General features: G+C 40.8%; 20 protein-coding genes. 13 read left to right on the plus strand and 7 right to left on the minus strand.

Annotated elements, in window-relative coordinates; all coding sequences use genetic code 11:
* Positions 1 to 19 precede the first annotated feature (19 nt).
* From AJGP001_RS03710 to AJGP001_RS03745, 8 genes are all read left to right on the plus strand, one after another.
* A complete protein-coding gene (locus tag AJGP001_RS03710) occupies positions 20 to 1,702 on the plus strand; it encodes an amylo-alpha-1,6-glucosidase (protein WP_071153907.1) in 1,683 nt (560 codons plus the stop codon).
* Positions 1,703 to 2,584: a DMT family transporter gene (locus AJGP001_RS03715; RefSeq protein WP_078080165.1), complete on the plus strand. Its 882-nt coding sequence runs from the start codon at positions 1,703 to 1,705 to the stop codon at positions 2,582 to 2,584.
* A gap of 46 nt (positions 2,585 to 2,630) precedes the next feature.
* Positions 2,631 to 3,626 carry a LacI family DNA-binding transcriptional regulator gene (locus AJGP001_RS03720; protein WP_078080166.1) on the plus strand — a complete coding sequence of 332 codons (996 nt, stop codon included), beginning with the start codon at positions 2,631 to 2,633 and terminating at the stop codon, positions 3,624 to 3,626.
* Positions 3,627 to 3,983: 357 nt separating this feature from the next.
* On the plus strand, positions 3,984 to 4,661 hold the full coding sequence (locus AJGP001_RS03725; RefSeq protein ID WP_071153906.1) for a type 1 glutamine amidotransferase domain-containing protein: 678 nt from the start codon (positions 3,984 to 3,986) through the stop codon (positions 4,659 to 4,661).
* 3 nt (positions 4,662 to 4,664) lie between these two features.
* Positions 4,665 to 4,949, plus strand: coding sequence for a putative quinol monooxygenase (locus AJGP001_RS03730; RefSeq protein WP_071153905.1), 285 nt, complete (start codon positions 4,665 to 4,667; stop codon positions 4,947 to 4,949).
* Between the two features lie 214 nt (positions 4,950 to 5,163).
* Positions 5,164 to 5,898 carry a plasmid pRiA4b ORF-3 family protein gene (locus AJGP001_RS03735; RefSeq protein WP_071153904.1) on the plus strand — a complete coding sequence of 245 codons (735 nt, stop codon included), beginning with the start codon at positions 5,164 to 5,166 and terminating at the stop codon, positions 5,896 to 5,898.
* Positions 5,899 to 5,948: 50 nt separating this feature from the next.
* Entirely contained in the window at positions 5,949 to 6,536 is a 588-nt protein-coding gene (locus AJGP001_RS03740; RefSeq protein ID WP_071153903.1) for a dienelactone hydrolase family protein, read from the plus strand.
* Between the two features lie 202 nt (positions 6,537 to 6,738).
* Positions 6,739 to 7,248, plus strand: coding sequence for a YfiT family bacillithiol transferase (locus AJGP001_RS03745; RefSeq protein WP_071153902.1), 510 nt, complete (start codon positions 6,739 to 6,741; stop codon positions 7,246 to 7,248).
* A 182-nt stretch (positions 7,249 to 7,430) separates the two neighbouring features.
* On the opposite strand, the gene AJGP001_RS03750 is transcribed toward AJGP001_RS03745, so the two are convergent.
* Positions 7,431 to 8,306: a YitT family protein gene (locus tag AJGP001_RS03750; protein WP_071153901.1), complete on the minus strand. Its 876-nt coding sequence runs from the start codon at positions 8,304 to 8,306 to the stop codon at positions 7,431 to 7,433.
* A 327-nt stretch (positions 8,307 to 8,633) separates the two neighbouring features.
* Between AJGP001_RS03750 and AJGP001_RS03755 the strand changes: the two genes are divergently transcribed.
* On the plus strand, positions 8,634 to 9,152 hold the full coding sequence (locus tag AJGP001_RS03755; RefSeq protein WP_071153900.1) for a YcxB family protein: 519 nt from the start codon (positions 8,634 to 8,636) through the stop codon (positions 9,150 to 9,152).
* A 110-nt stretch (positions 9,153 to 9,262) separates the two neighbouring features.
* On the opposite strand, the gene AJGP001_RS03760 is transcribed toward AJGP001_RS03755, so the two are convergent.
* Positions 9,263 to 9,778: a DUF2812 domain-containing protein gene (locus AJGP001_RS03760; RefSeq protein WP_071153899.1), complete on the minus strand. Its 516-nt coding sequence runs from the start codon at positions 9,776 to 9,778 to the stop codon at positions 9,263 to 9,265.
* Positions 9,756 to 10,094 carry a PadR family transcriptional regulator gene (locus AJGP001_RS03765; protein ID WP_078080167.1) on the minus strand — a complete coding sequence of 113 codons (339 nt, stop codon included), beginning with the start codon at positions 10,092 to 10,094 and terminating at the stop codon, positions 9,756 to 9,758. The genes AJGP001_RS03760 and AJGP001_RS03765 overlap by 23 nt, the downstream gene beginning before the upstream one ends.
* Before the next feature lie 186 nt (positions 10,095 to 10,280).
* Here AJGP001_RS03765 and AJGP001_RS03770 point away from each other — a divergent pair, with 186 nt between their 5' ends.
* From AJGP001_RS03770 to AJGP001_RS03785, 4 genes are all read left to right on the plus strand, one after another.
* On the plus strand, positions 10,281 to 10,847 hold the full coding sequence (locus tag AJGP001_RS03770) for a DUF488 domain-containing protein (protein WP_071153898.1): 567 nt from the start codon (positions 10,281 to 10,283) through the stop codon (positions 10,845 to 10,847).
* A 253-nt stretch (positions 10,848 to 11,100) separates the two neighbouring features.
* Positions 11,101 to 11,562 (plus strand): inner membrane protein YiaA, encoded by a 462-nt coding sequence (gene yiaA, locus AJGP001_RS03775; RefSeq protein WP_071153897.1) that lies wholly within the window; start codon positions 11,101 to 11,103, stop codon positions 11,560 to 11,562.
* Positions 11,563 to 11,648: 86 nt separating this feature from the next.
* Positions 11,649 to 12,539: a hypothetical protein gene (locus AJGP001_RS03780; RefSeq protein WP_245830231.1), complete on the plus strand. Its 891-nt coding sequence runs from the start codon at positions 11,649 to 11,651 to the stop codon at positions 12,537 to 12,539.
* A gap of 475 nt (positions 12,540 to 13,014) precedes the next feature.
* Positions 13,015 to 15,789 carry a bifunctional diguanylate cyclase/phosphodiesterase gene (locus tag AJGP001_RS03785; RefSeq protein ID WP_071153896.1) on the plus strand — a complete coding sequence of 925 codons (2,775 nt, stop codon included), beginning with the start codon at positions 13,015 to 13,017 and terminating at the stop codon, positions 15,787 to 15,789.
* 245 nt (positions 15,790 to 16,034) lie between these two features.
* On the opposite strand, the gene AJGP001_RS03790 is transcribed toward AJGP001_RS03785, so the two are convergent.
* Genes AJGP001_RS03790 through AJGP001_RS03805 form a run of 4 tightly spaced genes read right to left on the minus strand, consistent with a single transcriptional unit; the run spans position 16,035 to position 21,687 of the window.
* A complete protein-coding gene (locus AJGP001_RS03790) occupies positions 16,035 to 17,768 on the minus strand; it encodes an AMP-binding protein (protein WP_071153895.1) in 1,734 nt (577 codons plus the stop codon).
* 38 nt (positions 17,769 to 17,806) lie between these two features.
* Entirely contained in the window at positions 17,807 to 19,285 is a 1,479-nt protein-coding gene (locus tag AJGP001_RS03795) for an aldehyde dehydrogenase family protein (protein ID WP_071153894.1), read from the minus strand.
* A 38-nt stretch (positions 19,286 to 19,323) separates the two neighbouring features.
* Positions 19,324 to 20,472, minus strand: a complete 1,149-nt coding sequence (locus AJGP001_RS03800; RefSeq protein ID WP_071153893.1) for an acyl-CoA dehydrogenase family protein — start codon at positions 20,470 to 20,472, stop codon at positions 19,324 to 19,326.
* Between the two features lie 21 nt (positions 20,473 to 20,493).
* Positions 20,494 to 21,687 (minus strand): acyl-CoA dehydrogenase family protein, encoded by a 1,194-nt coding sequence (locus AJGP001_RS03805; protein ID WP_078080168.1) that lies wholly within the window; start codon positions 21,685 to 21,687, stop codon positions 20,494 to 20,496.
* Between the last annotated feature and the right edge of the window lie 54 nt (positions 21,688 to 21,741).

The raw sequence follows: 21,741 nt of genomic DNA on the forward strand, positions 1-21,741 counted from the left end.
AAGGGCTAGGAGAGATCGGATGAAACTAGATATTAAAGAAATCCCGTTTTCCAGATATGGCTCGTATTTTTGCATTTCGGAAGAGAAGGATTCGAATGATGTTTATATAAGAGATATTCACGGAGGGGATGATGCCCCTTCTCGGTTGTTCAAAATTGCTTTGGTAGAGAATGGAATTGAGCAGGATTTTGAAGTCCATGCTTCGGAAGTTTCTGTTCAATTCCACATTAAAGGACGTTCCGAAGCCGCTGTAGAAATGATAATTCCAAAAGAAAATGAACTTCATATAGAAGTGAAAAATATTGAACTTAAGCTGACTGCAGATAAAGGTAAGTATGATTCCATTATGGAATTAGCGAGAGGCATGTTTGAATATCATATTTATCCTAAAGAATTAAAACTGATGCTCCTTAACCTTAGCGGGACTCTAAACGTTCAAGCGCCTTGGAACATTATTGGAAATGATTATATCGATATTTGTTTGAGTAAAGGACATTTTGTCTTTGAAAGTTACCAAACCGTTTACAAGGAGAAGAAATACTCGTCGTTTCACGAAGGCAAGGACCAAGTCACTAGACAATACAAGGCATGGTTTCAATCGATGAAACCTCTTCAGGTAGACGATCAGTATCTTTCTTCTATTGAAAGAGCGGCTTACATCACCTGGTCGAGCGTCGTTCACCCCCACGGACTATTACGGGAGCCTGCCATGTATATGTCCAAGTTATGGATGTACAATATTTGGTCATGGGATAATTGTTTTAATGCTTTAAATTTAGGAAAAGAACACCCGGAACTGGCTTATAAGCAATTGAAAATCTTTATGGATACACAGGACGAATCAGGAGCTTATCCAGATTTTGTGAACGATAAATTTATTTCTTATAACTGCACGAAGCCGCCAATATTTGCGTTAGTGTATGATCAGCTGATGCAAAAAAATGACTATTTTAAAGAAACATCGCGAATAAGGGAAGTCTTTGAATCTACTAAAAAAGTAATGTCTTATTACGACAACTACCGGACATTCAAAGAGCGTCTTCCGCATTATAAACATGGCAATGATTCAGGTTGGGATAATGCTTCACTATTTCATGAAGGCATGCCAGTAGAAGCGCCGGACCTTGCCAGTTTTCTCATCCGTTCATACGATATTTTAGCTTCTTTTGCGGAAATTCTGGGTGAAAAAGAAGAAGCCGTATCCTTTAAAGAAAGAGCCGATTCCATGTTTAAGTTATTGATGGAGCGGCTGTATGACGCAGATGGTTTTTATGGTAGAGTCGGAAAGGACGGCAAAATCATAACGAATCGTTCCAGCTTGATTCTTAGGCTGCCGTTGCTGATTGCCTACCGGTTGGATAAAACCATTGCAGAAGAACTTGTTAACGACCTTGAGCAAAACTTTGAAACTCGCTTTGGACTTGCAACCGAAAATCCTTCAAGTCCTTATTACAAAGAAAATGGCTACTGGCTTGGTCCAATTTGGGCACCAGTCACTTATTTGTTCATTCACGCATTGAAGGCGAATGGCTACACGGAAGCAGCAGACAGGTTGCGGAAAAAGTTCCTTGACCTGACTTTGGAAGGCGGCATGGCGGAAAACTTTGACCCATTTACTGGGGAAGGGTTGGTCGATACATCGTTCACTTGGACATCAAGTGTGTTTTTACAACTTTTACATGAACACTATGGGGATGATTAAATGCGCAAGTACCTGGGAGAAACGCTTCTTATCATTACAGCGATTATATGGGGTAGCGGTTTTGTAGCAAATGCCATTGCGTTGGATCATTGGACACCTTACCAAATTTTGGCGGGTAGATTTCTGATCGGGGCAGTTATGCTAATCGCTATTTTTTATCGCAGTATTCGCAATCTCAACAAAAAAATAATTATCCAAGGCGTCATATTGGGAATCTTCCTTTATGCAGCTTTTGCGCTCCAGACAGTAGGACTACAATATACAACACCATCAAAAAATGCATTTTTGACGGCTGTTAATGTGGTGATTGTTCCTTTTTTAGCGCTCGTTATCTATAGAAGAAGAATAGACTTTTTCGAATTAGGCGGTGCCTTTTTGGCGATGCTCGGCGTCGGCGTACTTTCGTTGAAAATAAATTCGTCTATCAATATCGGGGATTTGTTGACCCTTGGTTGTGCCGTGTTTTTTGCACTTCAAATTTTTTATACGGCCAAGTACGTAAAAGACTCAGATCCGATACTCCTGACGCTTGTACAGATTACTGTGGCTGCAGTGATTGGTGTACTGGTTGTCGTTTTCAAGGGAGATCCGCTTGTTGTAGCTGAAAAAGAAGGGATTCTATCTCTCGTCTACTTAGGTGTTTTTTCAACTACGATTGCCTATCTTCTTCAGACGGTCGCTCAGAAGTGGTTATCTGAAACGACCGCGGCGATTATTCTTTCAACTGAATCTTTTTGGGGGATGGTCTTTTCCGTAGCGCTTCTCGCAGAAGTGATGACGTTCAAAATGATCGTGGGTGCTGCATTGATTTTATGTGCCATTGTCGTTTCAGAAACGAAATTTTCGTTTCTCAAAAAGAATAAATTAGAAAGAATCAGCTGAACATGTATATAATGGAAGAAAGAGAAAAGTTAGTAGGAGATTAATGATGGCCACAATCAAAGATATAGCCAATCTGGCTAATGTTTCAATTACAACCGTGTCGAGAGTTCTGAATTACGATGAGACACTCAACGTCTCGCCAGAAACTAGAAGAAGAGTATTTGAGTCAGCGGAGGATTTGTCCTATGTAGTGGCGCCGAAAAAAAAGAAAAAAAGTAAATGGCGAGTCGGCATCTATGACTCTTTCTCAATGGAAGAAGAACTGGTCGACACCTATTACCTATCGATTCGCGTAGCTCTTGAAAAAAAGCTGATCGACAAACAGATTGAATTCTACCGGATCGACGAAGAACAAAATGGCAATAAGCCAAAAAATCTCGATGGCATATTAGCATTGGGTACTTTCAAGAAAAAAGACATTGAAAAAATTCTCGATTTTGGAAAGCCGTGTATTTTCGTGGATTCAAATCCGGATCCTCAGTATTATGATTCAGTCATTATTGATTTTAATTCGGCGACGAGAAAAGCGCTTGATCACTTGATTGAATTGGGTCATGAATTTATTGGATTTATTGGCGGGGTAGAAACCGACATGTACGGCAACCGATTTAAAGATTTGAGACAAGATGTATTTGAAAAATACTTAAAAGAAAAAAATATTTTCAATGAAGAGCTAGTGAAAATTGGTGGCTACGATCCAAAGGATGGGTACACAAACTTAAGAGAAATGCTGGCAGGCAAGGTTAAACCAACGGCTGTATTTGTTGCTAATGATACGATTGCTGTTGGATGCTACAAAGCTGCTTTTGAACTGGGAGTAAAGATACCTGAGGACTTAAGTATTGTGGGATTCAACGATGTAGCTACAGCTAAATATATGATGCCTCCTTTAACTACTGTTAAGCTCTATACAGAAGTAATGGGAGAAACGGCGGTTGATTTGTTAATTGATAGATTGACGACTAAACGGGAAGTCAGTAAGAAAATAATTATCGATACCAAATTAGTCATTCGAGAAAGTTCCGCTAAGCCACAAAAGTGACCGGGTACCGTTCACACATAGACACTTACCACTTCAACAGTTGAAAAAGACGATGGTGAATGTTCTAGTGGAGAGCGGCGAAACGGATGTGGCAGAGCATAACGAAAAAGTTTGATGGACTAGAAGATAGGTAAATATAGAATATCTGCAATTCAATTGAACCGAGAAAGCACAAGAGGATGCGCGTAACATGCATCCTCTTTTTTGACATGCCCCCTTTTTTCATACCTTGTACTAAAATGTAAGTAGATTAACTAGGTGCTAGAAATTGTCTGTTTTGTTTGCTTGTTTAGACGTGAAAAATTCGGGGATATACTAGTATTAGGATTTTTTATAACCTAGAGGAGGAAATTTAACATGGCAAAAGTATTAGCAGTCTTATCAAGTGGACATAAGGATACAGAAAATAATTACGAAACTGGCTGGTGGGCAGAAGAATTATTCGCACCGAAAGAAATCTTAGAAAAAGCAGGACACCAAGTAGACTTGGCTTCACCACTCGGTGGCAAACCGACATTAGACATGGTCAGCATTAGTGAAGATTATGATCCTGAAGGCAAATACAAGAAAATGTATGAATCGGGAATCGCGGACAATACTGCTGCTCTTTCAGACGTCAATGCTAAAGACTACGATGTCGTATTTATCGTGGGTGGTCACGGAGCGATGTATGACTTGACTGAAAGTGAAGAGCTTCGTAACATCATCAATACCGTGTACGACAATGGCAACATCGTTTCGGCTGTCTGCCACGGACCGGCTCCATTAGTTTGGACAATGCGTCCAAATGGCAAAAGCATCATCGATGGGTTAGACGTAACCGGCTACCCAGAAGCGGTTGAACCTGAAGGCCTTCCAGAAATTCTGCCATTTAGCTTGGAAGCAAAAATGAGCGAAGTTGCTAATTATAGTGCTGACAACAAAGTGGTATGGGGCAATGACCAATTGGTAACTGGCCGCGATCCATTTTCTGCTGAAGAATTGGCAGAGGAATTGGTGAAGGCTTTGGAAAAACGAAACAACAAAGGAAACTAAATGATGGAACCTATCGTCATTACCGCGATTCTAAAGCCAAAAGAAAACATGGCAGATCAATTATTGACGGAACTGAACACAGTTCTAATTGCGTCACGCGCAGAAGCGGGGTGCGTAAGTTATGTTCTCCATCAATCGATTGAAGACGACACGTTTGTTCTTCACGAGACCTGGCAAGACAAAAACACGCTCGAGAATCATGTCGCTACTCGTCATTATCAAGAATACCGGACGCATACGGCGGACTTGGTTGAGAAGCGAGAAGTCTTTACGTTGAAAGCTCTTTGATTTAGTGGAAATTTTAAAAGTAGAACTTTGCGGTGATTCACTGCAAAGCTCTACTTTTTTTTGTGCTGAATTGTCTGTTGGCAGGATGGAGAACGTCGTAAAGTGTGATAGGGTTAAATGAATCGTTGATATTCCTGTTAATTCCTAATGGGCTGCTCGTTTTGCTGTGGACAAGAATATAAAATAATCTCGAAAGAAAGCCAGGTGGTCAAAGATGAAATCGTATAGTATCCGAATTGAATTGGAACACTCAAATCCACTTATTTGGCGCAAAGTAATCATGCCAGCAGGTGCCACATTTAATATGCTGCACGATATTGTGCAACAGACTAGCAATTTTCAGAGTGGCTATCCGTCGGAAGGCTATCATCTATTCGAATTTGAGTTAGCGGAAGACGGCATTCGAGTGACAAATGACGAAGAAGCTTACGAAGAACACCAAGGGTTTAAAAAGAACAAAAAGATGTTTGCAGAGCGATTAAAGAATGTGGAACCGCAGTATAGAAAGTTTGAAGAGGCTTATCAAAAGCGGTTATCGGCAGTTGTTCGGAAACCTTCGGGCATTAAAATTGATGAATTTTTGGAGAAGCACAAAGAGTTAGTATACAGCTATGATTTTGGTGATGGCTGGCAGTTCCGTATCAAGCTTGAAACTATCGTCGACGATTATTATTTCGGTTTCCCAACGCTACTAGACGGGGCAGAGACAGCACCACCGGAAGATGTAGGAGGCATTCCAGGATTTTATGACTTCTTACAAATTTACCGAGATCAAAAGCATACGGAGCATAAAGAGATGAAAGACTGGGCAGATAGCCAGTCTTTTAGAGAGTATGATCCTGAATGGATTAATCAGCGATTGAAAAGCCGGATGTACAAAAAGACGGAATGGGATAAAATCCACCATGACAATTACCGGATCATTGAGGATAAGTACCGGAAAGCTTAGCGTTTAGTGGTTTCATTAGAAGAAGAGAAAGACTTGTGAGGAGAGGTAAATTGATAAAGATACACACAGGATCAGAAAAACTGGTCATTGTACTCCATGAAATTTATGGAGTCAATGTGCATGTGAAAGAGGTATGCAGGTCGTTATCAAAAGAAGGTTTTGATGTTAGTTGTCCTAATCTACTGCAACAGCAAACATCATTTGAGTATACACAAGAAGCAGCAGCTTACCGCAATTTTATGGAGAACATAGGCTTTGCAGATGCTGCGACTAAAGTACAGAAAATCGTGATGGATGCCCAGGACAAATATAAAGAAATTTATCTTGTTGGGTTTAGCATAGGCGCGACGATTGCTTGGCTATGCAGTGAGACAGACTGTATTAAAGGTGTGGTTGGCTACTACGGATCGCGAATTAGAGACTATTTGGAAACGAATCCGCGATGTTCAACTCTCTTGTTTCTTTCAGAACAAGAACAATCTTCCGGTGTGGCTGAATCACTATTCAATAAGAAAAATGTTGAACTACATCAATTTAGCGCAGAACATGGTTTTAGTGATCCTTATTCGTCAAAACATCATGCACCGTCTCGGGACGAAGCATACAGCAAGATGCTCAATTTTCTTCTGCAACCTTGATGGAAAAGCACTGTCATAGATGAGTTCTGAATCAACGTTGCTTTGCGATAATGTATACAGGTGAATACTTAGTATTGTGAGATAGTGGAAGGCATCCATCCATGTATTTCACAGCGTACTGATTTACAAAATCCAATCCTATTGGTACATTTTGCAGTAATCCCATTGTCTACAAATCACACGAGGAAAAGAGGTTGAGAAAATGGACGTAAAATATCCAATTGGAGAATTACAAGTTCCTGATTACGTAACAGCTAAACATGTCGAAGAATGGCTTGGAAAAATCGAGACGTTCACCACACGACTGAGAAAAATTGTTGATTTATTAGATAACGAGCAATTAGGTAAGCAATACAGAGAAGGCAGCTGGACAGTCCGCGAACTGGTGCATCATATTGCAGATTCGCAATTGATTATGTATCAGCGCTTGAAATTGGCTTTGACGGATGACAATCCGACGGTTCCTGCTTTTGATCAAGAGAAATGGATCGCGCTTCCTGACAACGAGTTGCCGGTAGAAAGTTCGATTCACCTACTAGTAGGACTGAACGAACGAATTGTAGCACTTGGCAAGCATTTGTCGGATGAACAACGGGCGCGTATCTTTACACACGAAACAAATGGCGAAATCAGCGTCGCAACAAAACTAGCAAAACTGTCTTGGCACGAAGAACATCATTTGGCGCATATCAAAATTGCCTTGGAAAACTGAATTCCAATAAAAAATGGGGAAAAGCAAGTAAAAGCTTATAAACACAAAGCCGCTAATGGAAGTTATTCCATCAGCGGCTTTGTGTTTTGGGAATAAATAAAAAAATATTAAAAATTTTAGGACTACCATCAAACGATTGTTAGTAAAGAGTAATCGGCACATTTTAGTATACGGCAACAAACTCAGTGAATGTCACGTTTTTTGAAATTACCGCCTCGAACTTCGGCGACGTCGTAAACCGCAACAAAGGCGTTGTTATCAATTTCAAAAATGATTTCTTTCATTTTACTGTCTTCGAGTCGGTTGATGATACACGTGATTTCTTTGTAGTCCTCATTTGTGTAAGCCCCTTTGACAATATTGTAGGTAGCATTACGTCCGAGACGGTCGTAGATGGTTTGGACGAGCAGTTCGGGGTCACGCGAAATAATTTTATACGTTTTAGAACCACTAAATCCTTCTTCGACCAAGTGGATTACTTTGGCTGCAATGTAATAAGCGATTCCCGACAGAAAAGCGCCTTGCAGACCAAAGACGAATGAGACGATGATAAAGACGAACATGTTGAGAAATAAGATCAGGTCACTCGTCCCAAATGGCAATTTGCGCGACAAGAGTACCGCCAGCATATCGATTCCATCAAGCGCACCCCCGTTTCGCAAAGCAACCCCCATTCCAAAACCAATGATGATTCCGCCAATGACTGTAATCAGTAAGGTATCTCCTACGATGATGGGCGGGAGATGGTGCATGAGGGTCGTTGCATAGGCAAGGGAAGCGATGCCGATGGTGGAATAGATGGCAAAGCTTTTCCCGATTTGTTTATAGCCTAAATAGACAAATGGAATATTCAAGACAGCAATCAGCAAACCTAAAGGCATTCCGGTCAATTGGGAGCCGACGATGCTGATGCCAGTGACTCCGCCGTCCGATACATTGTTTGGAATCAGCACGGTTTCAAGACCATAGGCAGTGATAAAAGCGCCGATGATAATGGGCAGTGCTCGTAAAATTAACTTCGCTTTATGGAATTTTCGTTTTTTATTTGTTGCAATCATGCGATTCCTCTTTTCTGTCGTTTCATGATGTTTTTTATCCTCAACTATTAACTATAATGCTTTTACTCCTCGTTTAGTAGGATCAAGTTCAATGGAATCGAGTAAATTTCTAAAGTAGTATATACAATCAATTACTCTTGTGATGAAGAGAAATCTTCTTCAGTAGAGGGAAGACTGATTTACATGATCGCAGTCTGCGCGTGTGGTGCAGGAAGATAATTTTATGAAATGACGCTATCCAAAAAATTCCTTTCACATGATATGATAGAAGCTTATCAAAGTGTTGAAATGCTATAAAGACGGATAAGAATAGGAGCTAACTAAGCAATGGAGATTACCTACGATGTAACCGAAGAGGCGTATATTGATTTTAATTTATACCACGCAAAAAATTCTAAAACCGTAAGAAAAACAATGACTATGCAGCGCGTGTGGGTGCCTATTATTTATTTGGTGATGGCCGTCGTTCTTTCGTTTGTATTAGATATCCCCATCTTGTTTATGGTAATTCCATTTCTCATCATCGGAATTTTATGGACTATTTTTTATCCGAAATATTTTTATCATCATATCCAGAAATCATCCAAAAAACTGCTTCGAGAAGGAAAAAACGAAGGCGTACTTGGAACACATACGATGATATTCACAGAAGCGGGTCTTCGGGAAGTCAGTGCGACAGGTGAAAAACTCGTATCATGGGCCGGTATTGAACATATCGGCGAAGATGCATCCAATTTGTACTTATACAATAGCGGATTGTCTGCTTTTATTGTGCCAAAAGGCAAGTTAGCTGATGTTTCGGAAGTGCGACAGTTTTTGTTAGCCAAGGTCAAAGGACGAATCTAAAAGTCCACTGTTTTTAGAAAGCGTTACCTACACTAGACGATATCTGACTACACGTGGGAACACAGCGAAAACCCTCGAATCTTTGGTCAAAGATTCGAGGGTTTTCGCTGTCAAATCAGTTTTTCGTTTTTCTTCATTTGCTGCGTAAGTTTGATGAACAAGTAAACATAAAGTAAGAGTACGGCAGTAACCAGCGCTAAAACGAATTTTGAGAACAGGTTGCCATCCCACGTCAGCAATAAACCGATTTGAGTAACGAGCATACAAGCAAAGATGACAAGATAGAAGGAAAACATTCTTTTATACATGCCTTTAATAGAAGCGGGATCTGAATAAATCCGTTTGTTGCCAATGATGGTAGTGTCGGCACGGAAATAATGAAATTGCATCACTTCTGTATGCATATGTTCCCAGCCGACTTGTTTATACAAGTCAAAATACTCATCGGTCGCCTCTTGGAAATCGACTTGGTAAATATACGAAATTTCAAGATTTTCTTCGAAATAATAAAATCCCCATTTGTATTTAACGAAATGCCATCCTTTGGCTGACATTTCCGTTAGCCAGTTGGCTTCTTTTTCGATATCATTCGCGAGCGACAGTTTAAACTTCTTCATTGTTGTCATCAGTTTCCGCTCCTTTTAAAATGTCATCACTAATCGTCAGCATCTTTTTAAAGCGTTGATATTCTAATTTGAAAACTACATGACCTTCATCTGTCAGTTGATACGTTTTCTTTTGTCTACTTTCTTTTTCAGCAGTGACAAGTTCAATAAGTTGTTGTTTTTGCAAGTTGGTCAACACGCCATACAAGGTGCCAGGTGCTATAACAATAGCGCCATCGCTGTATTGTTCGATTTTTTTTATAATTCCATAACCATGCAAAGGTTTTTTCGTTAAGGCTAATAACACTAAATATGTGGACTCGGATAGAGATTGCATTAAATCACCTCTTTTTATATATCGTCACTCGATATATCGTCACTCATAGTATAAGGGAGAATATATCGAGTGTCAAGGTGGTAGAAAGCGACGTTTGGTTCTACTGGCTAGTTTTAAAAAGGTGTTTAACCTTACTAACTGACAGGAATAGTAAAAGTAAATCGCTTGACAAGGATGGAGAGTCAGATGGATATTTACACAATTGGTCACTCGAGTCACTCAAAGGAATTTTTTAGAAAGATGCTGAAAGACAATTCGATTGAGGTACTGGCAGATGTGCGAGCGTTTCCTGGCAGTCGCAAATGGCCACAGTTTTCGAAAGACATTTTTCCAGAATGGCTGGAAGCGGACAATATCCACTATCAGCATTTTCCAAAGCTCGGCGGTCGGCGCCGCAAATCGAAAGAAATTGATGGAGATGTAAACGCAGGATGGAACAATCAGTCGTTTCACAATTACGCCGATTACACATTGACTGATGAGTTTAAAGAAGGCATAGATGCGTTAGTGACAATCGCAAGCGAAAAGCGTGTAGCTTACTGTTGCTCGGAGCGGCACCCTTCTCGCTGCCATCGTTTTCTGATCAGTAATTGGCTTGTTGCGAATGGCCATCAGGTTTTTCACATTATTGATGGGAAAGACGAAACGGTAGAGCTAGTCAAACACGAAATCGCCATGTGGGGAGCTCCAGCTAAAGTGAAAAAAGAAGATGGCGTAGAGGTTGTTTATCCGGATGGTACAGAAGAGCGTTGAAGTGAGGCAATCACGTAAAAAGCAGGAGGCTGAACCAATGGGTTTGTCCTTCTGCTTTTTCAATGTGAATTATCTTTTAGCTGGTAAATCTTCTGTCCTTTATTTTTTTCAAATTTTTAACTAGTTTGTTTAAATCAGTCGTATTTTTTTCTGTTATATATGGTAAAATAGTCTTAGTTAAAATTTGTAAAATTAAGTCATCTTGTCGGAGGTAAATAAGATTCACACTAGTAAAAGAGAGGGGGATGTATGTATGTTAGAGGATAAAGACGAAGACGTGTTCACGAAAAAAACAGTGGAGAAACGTAGGCTTGGAGAACCGACTGGCGCGTTTAAAGGTGCAGCATGGGGAGCATTGCTCATAGGGGTATCAACTTATTTGATTGGATTATACAATGCAACGATGGAGTTAAACGAGAAAGGGTATTACATCGCAGTCATGATCCTTGGCCTATATTCCGCTGTGTCACTTCAAAAAGCAGTTCGAGACCGCGATGAAGGAATACGTGTTACAAATCTGTATTATGGCATCAGCTGGTTTGCGCTCATTTCAGCAATCGCACTTATGGCGATTGGCTTGTTTAATGCAGGCAGTATCATCTTGAGCGAAAAAGGATTCTACGGCATTTCGTTTATCTTGAGTTTGTTTGCAGTAGTGACGGTACAAAAGAACGTCCGCGATACAGAAGAAGCGAACAATATGGATAAATCGTGAAAGTGGTAAAACAGTTTTGTCAGATCCAGTAAGAAATCAGAGGAATAACAACGATAAAAGTTTACTAAACAGAAAGAGGAAACCAATTGAAAATCCAATTTAAGAAACTGATGGTCTCTGTTTTATTAATCAGCATGTTGTTTACAGGAGGAGTTGGCAACGTTTTTGCACAGGAAACGTCGACCACTGTTCAACAAAGCCAGCACCATAAAGAAGATACCAAGTATTCCAAAAAAGTTATGGAAGCCGTACGTGTTGGTTTAGGAGAAGATGCTAAATCTACACAGCTGGATAGTGTCATCAACAAAATGCCGAAAGTGAAAGTTATGGATTATTACTTAGCTTCCTTTGGTAAAAAGCTGAAAGGCAATGAAGTTCGTCGTGCAGTAGACGAAGTTTTTTCAGTTGATTTAAATCTAGTTTCCAAAAAAGATTATGGCAGTAAGCTGAGCATTTATTCAGATGGAATTATGAAAAGTTTGCGAGTATCTCTGAAAGAAGGAGCAGAATCTACAGCTAAAGACGCGAAGATTATGAAGATGAAGAAAAATGAAGTGATGGACCGCTATATAAAAGAACATGACTATGCGCTTACAGGAGCAACGAATCGAACGCTAATTAACGAGATTTATGGCGTTAACTTAGAGGGGATTTCTGGATTGGAATACTTACAAATAGCCATCTACTCTAAAGGACAGTGGATTATAAAAAGCGATCAGGATTTATTCATGCTAACATCTAGTTTAGACGATGTGGATGTGTCGATTTCGACAACTCCGTACTTTAAAAAAGTGACAGGCAGCGACCAACTGCCACCGTCTTTAAAGAGCCAATTTCTAGCAATGGGTTTTACTTATGTGGAAAAAACAAACCTTCTGTATTATAAAGATCCGGCCGGTCATTCTGTTCCAGATCAATTTAAAGGCCAAGTAATCGGTCTTCTAGCTAAAACAGTCGTGACACAATATCAAAAGTAATCAATAGCAGTTTGAATAGCATTACTAACTATATAGACCGCAAGAGAAAAGTTCACCATTTTCTCTTGCGGTTTTTGATTTGACTTAAAAATAAAACGTTAGTAGTAAAACGTAAAAATAAGTAGAAGTTTAGAAGGAGTGAGTAAAATTGAATCGACTGAGTAAGTTCTTTGCTTTCACTGTACAGAAAGAAGTCGCCAATAGGATGCTGAGAGTAGATTTTTTAAAATTTATCGCTAACAGATAAATTATCTGAATATCAATTAAATTATTATTAACTTTTAACGAGTCTTTGTCGATATTAATGATAGAATGATTGTACAAAAAATACATGAATAACCTATTGTCTAAATAGAATAGGTAAAAAAGAAGTTCTAAGTGTTAAAAAAAGGTAATTTTTATTTTAGATGTTTCGATGGCAGTTTGTCACCTTTTATAACATAGATAACGAAGTCAGTGAATGGAGGTTGTGCTAATGAAAATTGAACAAACTCGTTATTCCCGGTTGGCCGATATTACGAAACTAATCAACACGAATTTTGAACTCCGTCCACTTCTTGAACATGTGATTACGGCTATATCCGAAGAAGTTGTGCAATGTGACTCGGTTGGAATTTACTTGCCGCAAGAAGATGGGAGTTTCCGTGGATACGTGGGGAAACCGGAAGTTATTAATGGTATGACACTCGATATGCATGTAGTAGATACAGAATATGATTTATTAGCAAAAGAAGTAATTGAAACGCAACAAACCATTTATATCGCAGATACGTCTAAAGACAACCGTCCAGATCCAAGAGCAGTTGCAGGATTTGGCATCAAATCACTATTAGCACTTCCTATTTCATATGAAGGTGAATTGTTCGGACTGGTTTTTCTGTTTGACTACGGCATCCCGATGAATTTGACCGCAGATGAAATACAAACGGTAGAAGCCTATGTCAATATGGCAGGTGTAGCAATTCGCAACGTCAACAATTTACAACGTAAGGAAAGTATCCTTGCTGAAAAGCAATTGCTGCTAGATTTGACGCGTGACTTATCTATGACTTCCTCAATGACAGATGTAATGGAAAAATGTTTTCATTATGTCGGTAAGGTTTTGAAAAATGATAATATAGGTGTTCATTTATTAGATCCAATAGTAGGTGCGAAGATGAAACCGACTAATTTAAGTACGAAAAGTGAATGGGCTGAAGAAGACTGGCTGGACAAGCACGAGGAGTTGCAGTTTGATCCGTCAAATGATCGTGTGTTCGATGCCGTAGTCGTTTCTAAAAAGCCGCTGTATATTCGAGACGTGACAAAAGACGAGCGAGTTAACCAAGAGGTTTCTAAAACATTTGGGTTTGAAGCGATGTTGATGCTTCCTTTTGTATCGATGGGGGAAGTTTTAGGAGCGCTTGTCCTCGTCAGTTTTAATAAAACGGAGCAAGTCTTCAGTGAATCCGATATCGAACTAGCTCAATCGATTGCAGAAGCTACTGCCTCCACACTATCAAATTTGCTCTATATGGAAAAACAAGAAATGCTAATTGAAAAAAGAACTTCAGAGGTTGTTTTGAAAAATAATGAACTTAAAACAGTGGTTACAGAATTAGAAAACTTGAGTCGTGAAAAAGAGCTGATTTTAAATTCGGTAGATGAAGGTATTTTCGGTTTTGATTTAGAAAACAAGATCACGTTCTGCAACCGAGCAGCTGAGTCTATATTAGGTTATAACACGGGTGAACTGATCGGACAGTCCTATAAAATCTTATTACACGACAATCAAAACCTGAGGATCACCTCCGTGTCTTTAGAAGAAGATTTGAAGTTTCTCAAAAAAGATGGTTATGGTTTTTCTGTTGAGTACGTCGTTTCTGCTATAAAAGAAAACAACCAGGTAATTGGTGAAGTTGTTACGTTCAGAGACATTACCAAGAGAAAGCAGTTGGAAAAGGAAATTAGTCACTTGGCTTATTACGATCATTTGACCGATTTGCCGAATCGAATTTTGCTTGAAAATTATTTGGAAAAAGAAACAGGAAAAGCCGGACTTTCAGGACAGAAAGTCGCAGTGTTGTTCTTGGATTTGGATCGCTTTAAAATGATAAACGATAGTTTCGGACATAGTTATGGAGATATGTTACTTAAGAATGTTGCCAATCGTTTGAGACGGTGTGTACCGGAAGGCGCGTTCGTATCGCGTCAAGGAGGCGATGAATTTACGATCGTCTTACCGAACTACAACAAAAATCAAGATGTATTAAAAGTTGTGGATAAGTTAGTAGAATCCTTTGAAGATCCGTTTTCGTTAAAAGGAAATGAAGTATACATTAAAGCGAGTATTGGCATTAGCTTATTCCCTGAACACGGCGATACAGCCGAAATTTTGATCAAAAATGCTGATGCTGCTATGTATAAATCGAAAGAAAAATCCGGTACCTATCATCATTTCTTTAAGAGTGAAATGAGTGACTGGAGCATGGAGAGCATTTACTTAGAAAATGCACTGTATAAAGCATTAAAAAATGATGAACTCAGTCTCCATTATCAACCACAAGTAAATTGCAAAACCAATCGCATCGTCGGAGTAGAAGCGTTGCTAAGGTGGAATCATCCAACTCGAGGCATGATTTCTCCAAATGAATTTATTCCGGTTGCAGAAGAAACCGGATTGATCGTCCCAATAGGCAAGTGGGTGCTATTGAACGCTTGTAAGCAATTGGAAATATGGCACAGTCAAGGGCATTCACAATTATCGGTTTCCGTAAATTTATCAGGTAGACAATTTGAAGAAGACGATTTGATCCCTATGATTGAAAGCATCTTAGTAGATACAAAGATAACACCAGAATTTTTGCATATCGAATTAACTGAAAATCAGATTTTCAAAAACACCTATGTGACATTGGAAAAAATGGGAGAAATCAGATCATTGGGCATAAAAATAGCGCTAGATGACTTTGGAACGGGCTATTCGTCATTAGGCTATTTGAAAGATTTTCCGATCGATACGTTAAAAATAGACAGATCGTTTATGCTTGATATCTTAACGGATAAAGACAATGCGGCGATTACGAGTACGATCATTACCTTGGCTCAAAATCTTAACTTAAATGTTATTGCTGAAGGTGTAGAAACAAAAGAGCAGTTAGACTTTTTAATCGCTAGAGATTGCCTTAATATCCAAGGGTATTATTATAGTAAACCTTTACCAGTCGAAGAATTGGAATTCTTCATGGATCGATTTGCACCAAAAATATAAAATTTGTAAGCAAAAACCACGATTTGGATACATCCAAATCGTGGTTTTTCTTGATTTTCCAATCTCCACTACTGGCAAAGCCACCACGAAATAGTTTATGATTCCAAAACGCCAATGACATTAATGAACAAACTAATGTACGTTAAAAACAGCCGGTCAAATTATTATAGAAAATAGAAAAACTCGCCATTTAAGAAGAAATGGCGAGTTTTTATTGTTACCCCAGGTGTTTTTTTTATGTGATATTAGTGCTTTTCCAGTTCTTGTTTCTTCAAATGGATTTTTGAAATCTTTCCTGCTGCTGTCATCGGGAACTGCTCAAGGAATTCGAGTTCTCGTACTTTTGAATAGTGGACGACGCGCTCATTTGTATAGGTCATGAGTTCTTTCTCAGACAAGCCACTGCCAGGTTTGAGGATGACGAATGCCTTTGGAATTTCACCGATGCCTTCTACAGGTTTTCCGATGACAATCGCGTTTTGGACGTCGGGATGAGAGACGAGAACTTCTTCAATCCGACTCGGATAGACGTTGTAGCCGTTGTAGATGAGCATCTCTTTTTTTCGATCGACAATCGCGAGATAGCCGTCTTCATCAATGATGCCGATATCTCCAGTATGCAGCCAGCCGCTTCGAAGTGTCGCAGCCGTTTCTTCCGGCTTATTGAAATAGCCTTTCATGACTTGTGGACCGTAAATACAAATTTCTCCAGCCTGTCCAGTCGGAAGAGGGTCTTCGCTCATGCCGTCGAGCGATACGACTTTGATTTTTGTGTTGTAGGTTGGCAAACCAACTGTTCCGACTTTATGAACGCCGCCTGTGACCATGACACTGCCGGCTACAGATGCCGTCGCTTCCGTCAGTCCATAGCCTTCGCCAACACGTGCATTCGGGAACATTTCTTTTAGCAGTCCTAACTCTTTTTGTGACAGAGGAGCTGCACCAGAACTGATGTTACGGATTGTCGAGAAATCGTATGAGTCGACTCCAGGCAAGTTTAATAAGATATTCCACATTGCAGGTGCTCCGTTAATAGAAGACACACTGTATTTTTCGATTAAATCTAGAAATTGTGTAGGAACGAACCGGTCCGGTAACAAAGTCGTGACTCCTTGTGCCATCGGAGAGACAATCATTCCAATACCACCCGTAATATGAAATAGCGGAGAAGGACTTAACCGCACTTCTTCACCGAGAGGAATTAAGTATTTTTTCTTGTAGATTTCACGGTCTTGTTCGACCGCTACGAAACGCAGTGCACCGTCACTATCTAAAATAGGGAACGCCCCAGCCGTCCATGCGGCAATTTGTGTGATGTTACTGACTAAATTCGCATGAGTAATCATCACGCCTTTCGGACTGCCTGTTGTGCCTCCTGTATAGGCGATATGAGCAAGATCATTTTCCGGAACAATACCCGCATCGAAGTCGTCTTCTGATGCCGCTGCTTTTAATGCTGCAAAACTATACCAGCCATCGCAGTCATCCATCGGTACAGGCGTTTCATTGGAATAGATTTCGGACTCTCCAGTGAGAATCACATGTTTGACTTGCGTATTGGTAAGCACTTCTCGAATGGAATGTGCAACCGATTCATGTGTCACGACAACTTGAGTTTCGGAATCATTCAATTGGTGCGTTAAATCTCCTGCAGGTAAATACGGATTGAGTGGGGAATAGGCTGCACCTGATAAAATGATTCCGTAATACGCTGCGACGTATTGCGGGCAGGTTGGCAAATGAGTTGATACGACCATGCCACGACCAATACCGAGTGTTCGCAGTGCATTTGCAAAACGCTTTGCCTCTTGATAAATCGCGTTATATGAAATCGGAGTATCTCGGTAAATGTAGGCATTTTTTTCACCGTATTGTTTAACGCTACCTTTTAAAATCGCACCCGCCGATACGTTGGGAATGTCGAGAATTTCAGGGAAATCCAGGTCATAGTTATCTTTTTTTGGGAGTTGGACATTCATCTGATCACCGCCTATTTAAGAGTTTGAATGCAATCTATTTATAATTCAATAACACAAGATTTTTCGCGACAGTAATCTTCAATCGAATCTGTGCCAAAGCCACTGCTTTTTACACCACTAAAGGGCATTTCAGGTCCGACGCGCGCATACGTATTAACCCATACGTTTCCAGCCTCGATTGCAGAAACCATGCGATGCGCAAGGCTCAAGTCTTTTGTCCAGACACCTGCAGCCAGACCGAATTCCGTGCCATTTGCGAGTGATAGAGCTTGTTCTTCCGTGTCAAATGGAATCATAACTGCAACAGGTCCAAAAATTTCTTCCTGGCAAATACGCAAAGTATTGGACTCAGCTTTTAATAAGGTGGGCTCAATCCAATAGCCCTCTGCTAAATCACTGTGACCGGGTGCAACTTCTGCTCCTCCAGAACGACCGCCAAAGAGCAGTTCCGCGCCTTCGTCTAATCCGACTTGGATATAATTACGAACGATATCGTATTGTGATTTGTTTGCGATGGGGCCAGTTGTAGTTGTAGGATCCAGTGTCGGCCCGTATGTTTTATAGGCAGGATTTTTTAGGCGTAACACGACGGCTTCAGCCACTTTGTCAAAGATTGATCGATGGACAAGTAAGCGTGAACTTCCGACACAAATTTGTCCTGAGTTTCCAGAGAAGATGCTGTATGTACTAATCGCATCTGCTACGACATCGATGTCCGCATCTTGAAAGATTATATTGGCAGATTTTCCGCCAAGTTCTAGAATGAGTGGCTTTGGTTTATCAGCTGTCGCTCGTGCAATAGTAGCAGCTGTACGACTAGATCCAGTCAAACTAATTTTGTTGACGTCGGGATGACTCGTTAAGGCGTCTCCAATATCTGCGCCGTATCCAGAAATTACGTTGAAAACTCCTGGCGGAAAGATGTCTTTTACCAACTCAGCGAAATACAGAGAAGCTGAGGATGCATGCTCAGAAGGCTTGATAATGACCGTATTTCCTGCTGCCATGGCATTTGCTGCTTTGATGGAAAGTGTAAATAATGGAGCATTCCACGGTGTGATTCCGACAACAACGCCATAAGGCTCACGAAGTGTGTAACCGAGACTTGTCGCTGTCACGGGAACGGTTTGACCGCGGTTCGCACCCAATGCTCCAGCGGCAGCGTTAAACCAAATTTGTTGCAATACGGGGATTAAGCCATATGTCGTTTCGCGAATAACCCAACCCGTGTCTTGCGTTTCAAGAGCTGCAAGCGCGTCTCCGTGTTCACCGATGAGTTCAGCCACTTTTCGTAAAGCGGCTGCTCGATCTTCAGCTTTCGCTTTTTTCCAAGCTGGGAATGCACTCTTCGCAGCGTTAACTGCCAACACCGCGTCTTCTTCAGTGCTTTGAGGAATGTATGCCCATACTCGACCAGTTGAAGGATCGATGCTGCCAATTTTTTCGTCACCTATTGCCCCGCGTAATTCACCATTAATTAAATTCTGATAGACTTTCAAATCCGTTGATACGGTCATTTGCCATTCTCCTTCTTAACTAATCTGTAGTTCGTTACTTACGAAACAGGTACGGGATGTTGTTTAGTGGATTTTGTATGCCAGCCGAGTGCGCGCGCTGCTTTTTTACGAGAGTCGCGAACCGAACCGAAATAGTTCTCGTAATAGCGTGCACGTTTCAAATAAAGTTGAACATCCAGTTCTTCTGTGAATCCAATTCCGCCATGAAGTTGAATCGAGTCGGCAGCTGCTTTTATATAGGCTTTCGAAACGAAAGAACGAGCGCTATGAACAGCTGTTTCTTTATCTTCTGTATTATTTTCTACAGCCCAAGCTGCGTAATAAGACAAAGAACGTGCTGTTTCTAAATCGAGTTTCATGTTCACAATGCCGTGTTTGACTGCTTGAAATCGACCAATGGGTTGATTAAACTGAACACGGATTTTTGCGTATTCGGTCGTTGTATGAACCAGTTCATCCATGCCACCGACCATGCTAGAGCAGAGCGCCGCATTGAAATGGAGCAGTGCATTGTCCAACATTTGTGCCGCCTCGCCGGGTTCACCGAGCAATTCAGCAGGTGCTTGATCAAAGGTCAATTGTGCAATTTGCTGCGTCTCGTCAATGCCTGGAAGAATTTTTTGTGACGCAACATCACTTGCTTTAATAAGAAATAAAGATTTTCCTTCTGCTGTTTGTGCAGCTGTGACAAAGATGTCTGGATTTCCTAATACGGAAACAAGCGTTTTCGTACCTGTTACGGCGTATCCGCTAGTTGTTTTTGCTGCAATGGCGCTAAATGATTTTGGTGTCAGTCCTCTGTTTTGTTCATACCACGCAACAGAGATTGTGCTTTCGCCTGTGGCGACTTTTGTTAACCAATTGGATTTTTGGACTTGTGTTCCGTAAGCGTTAAGTAACGGTACGGCTAAGGCGAGTGTTTCAAGTTGGATGCCCGGTAATAGCACGCGTCCAGTTTCTTCAAAAACTGGAACGAGATCAAGTGCACCAAGTCCAAGTCCATCTTGCTCTTCTGGAATTGGAATCGCAGAGATACCCATTTCAGCAAGACCGGAAGTTACACGTGTAATCGATTCTAGTTTGCCATCAATTATGGAGCGTGCAATACTGGTTTTGCCTAAATCAGTCATGTATTTACGAATGGCTGTACGAAACAACTCTTGTTCTTCACTTAATGCGAAATCCATGTTCTTCACCTCTCCTAACAGTTATCGTCCTAAGTCTTTTGGAAGTCCGAGAATTCGTTCGCCAATCGTGTTACGTTGTACTTCGCTTGTGCCGCCACCAATCGTTGCACCGAATGAAGCGAGGTATTGCCCTTGCATATCCGCATCGAACAAGGCATCTTCTGCCATAAGTATGCCTGCATGACCTTGAATCGTCATCGCAAAGTCGAAAAGTTCTTTCGTCAATTCACTGACCAGTAATTTATCAAGCGAACTTTCTGGTCCCGGTTTCCCGTTTTTTAACGTATGTGTGATGTTGCGATAGTAGTTTAGTTTGGCTCCATTGATGCGTGTATATAAATCAGCAAGTCCGTCTTCAACGAACGGATCTTCCATTAGCGAGACACCGCATATTTGCACGGATTTTGCCATATCAACGACGCGATCAAATTGCTGTTCGAGTGTAAACACTTGAGCTGCAATACCAGATCGTTCATGCAACATAAGTGCAATCAGCACTTTCCATCCTTTACCGACTTCGCCAACGACATCTGCGTCCGTTGCAAGGGCATCTGTTAAATAGACTTCATTGAATTCTTGGTGACCGTCCATTTGGACAATCGGCACTGTTTCAACACCCGGTTGGTGCATATCAAGCAGAAATACGGTAATTCCGTCATGTTTGCCTTCGCTTTTTTCTGTTTTTGTTAACAAGAAACAGCGATCTGCAAGGTGAGCAAAACTGGTCCATACTTTTTGCCCATTGATGACCCACTTGCCGTCTTTCTTCACAGCCGTCGTTTGGATTGCAGAAAGGTCAGAGCCTGCACTCGGTTCTGAATAGCCTTGGCTCCATACTTGCTCGCCAGTTAAAATTTTCTCGATAAATTCATCTTTTTGACTGTCGGTTCCCATTTGCATCAAGGTTGGAGCAACCATATGAATTCCGATGTAGTTAATAAGGGGAGGGGATTGGACACGAACCATCTCCTGATGATAAATAATTTCTTCCATTAACGTTGCGTCGCGTCCGCCGTATTGCTTTGGCCAAGCGATGGCAGCCCAACCACCCTCATAGAGTGCGCGTTGCCAGTCGCGTAAAAATTGAGAGTAGTGTTGTGGGTCTTTAGGAAGTTGACGATCCCCTTCTAACCAACCTGTCGGGAGACTCGTTTCTAGCCAAGCGCGTAGTTCATCGCGAAACTTTTCTTCTTTTTTCGTAAATGTAAAGTTCATCAAGACACATCCTTTCGTTCTATTTCGTCGTTAGTTGCAAAGTTGAACTGCACT

Origin of the sequence: Planococcus faecalis, from assembly GCF_002009235.1 — a bacterium.
Classification (GTDB): Bacteria; Bacillota; Bacilli; order Bacillales_A; family Planococcaceae; genus Planococcus; species Planococcus kocurii.

Excerpts from the sequence above, each read along its gene's own strand:
- AJGP001_RS03735 (WP_071153904.1), top strand. The coding sequence starts at position 5,164 with ATGAAATCGTATAGTATCCGAATTGAATTGGAACACTCAAATCCACTT.
- AJGP001_RS03770 (WP_071153898.1), top strand. The coding sequence starts at position 10,281 with ATGGATATTTACACAATTGGTCACTCGAGTCACTCAAAGGAATTTTTT.
- AJGP001_RS03795 (WP_071153894.1), bottom strand. The coding sequence starts at position 19,285 with ATGACCGTATCAACGGATTTGAAAGTCTATCAGAATTTAATTAATGGT.
- AJGP001_RS03715 (WP_078080165.1), top strand. The coding sequence starts at position 1,703 with ATGCGCAAGTACCTGGGAGAAACGCTTCTTATCATTACAGCGATTATA.
- AJGP001_RS03745 (WP_071153902.1), top strand. The coding sequence starts at position 6,739 with ATGGACGTAAAATATCCAATTGGAGAATTACAAGTTCCTGATTACGTA.
- AJGP001_RS03755 (WP_071153900.1), top strand. The coding sequence starts at position 8,634 with ATGGAGATTACCTACGATGTAACCGAAGAGGCGTATATTGATTTTAAT.
- AJGP001_RS03805 (WP_078080168.1), bottom strand. The coding sequence starts at position 21,687 with ATGAACTTTACATTTACGAAAAAAGAAGAAAAGTTTCGCGATGAACTA.
- AJGP001_RS03720 (WP_078080166.1), top strand. The coding sequence starts at position 2,631 with ATGGCCACAATCAAAGATATAGCCAATCTGGCTAATGTTTCAATTACA.
- AJGP001_RS03800 (WP_071153893.1), bottom strand. The coding sequence starts at position 20,472 with ATGGATTTCGCATTAAGTGAAGAACAAGAGTTGTTTCGTACAGCCATT.
- AJGP001_RS03790 (WP_071153895.1), bottom strand. The coding sequence starts at position 17,768 with ATGAATGTCCAACTCCCAAAAAAAGATAACTATGACCTGGATTTCCCT.
- AJGP001_RS03760 (WP_071153899.1), bottom strand. The coding sequence starts at position 9,778 with ATGACAACAATGAAGAAGTTTAAACTGTCGCTCGCGAATGATATCGAA.
- AJGP001_RS03765 (WP_078080167.1), bottom strand. The coding sequence starts at position 10,094 with ATGCAATCTCTATCCGAGTCCACATATTTAGTGTTATTAGCCTTAACG.
- AJGP001_RS03785 (WP_071153896.1), top strand. The coding sequence starts at position 13,015 with ATGAAAATTGAACAAACTCGTTATTCCCGGTTGGCCGATATTACGAAA.
- AJGP001_RS03725 (WP_071153906.1), top strand. The coding sequence starts at position 3,984 with ATGGCAAAAGTATTAGCAGTCTTATCAAGTGGACATAAGGATACAGAA.
- yiaA (WP_071153897.1), top strand. The coding sequence starts at position 11,101 with ATGTTAGAGGATAAAGACGAAGACGTGTTCACGAAAAAAACAGTGGAG.
- AJGP001_RS03750 (WP_071153901.1), bottom strand. The coding sequence starts at position 8,306 with ATGATTGCAACAAATAAAAAACGAAAATTCCATAAAGCGAAGTTAATT.
- AJGP001_RS03730 (WP_071153905.1), top strand. The coding sequence starts at position 4,665 with ATGGAACCTATCGTCATTACCGCGATTCTAAAGCCAAAAGAAAACATG.
- AJGP001_RS03710 (WP_071153907.1), top strand. The coding sequence starts at position 20 with ATGAAACTAGATATTAAAGAAATCCCGTTTTCCAGATATGGCTCGTAT.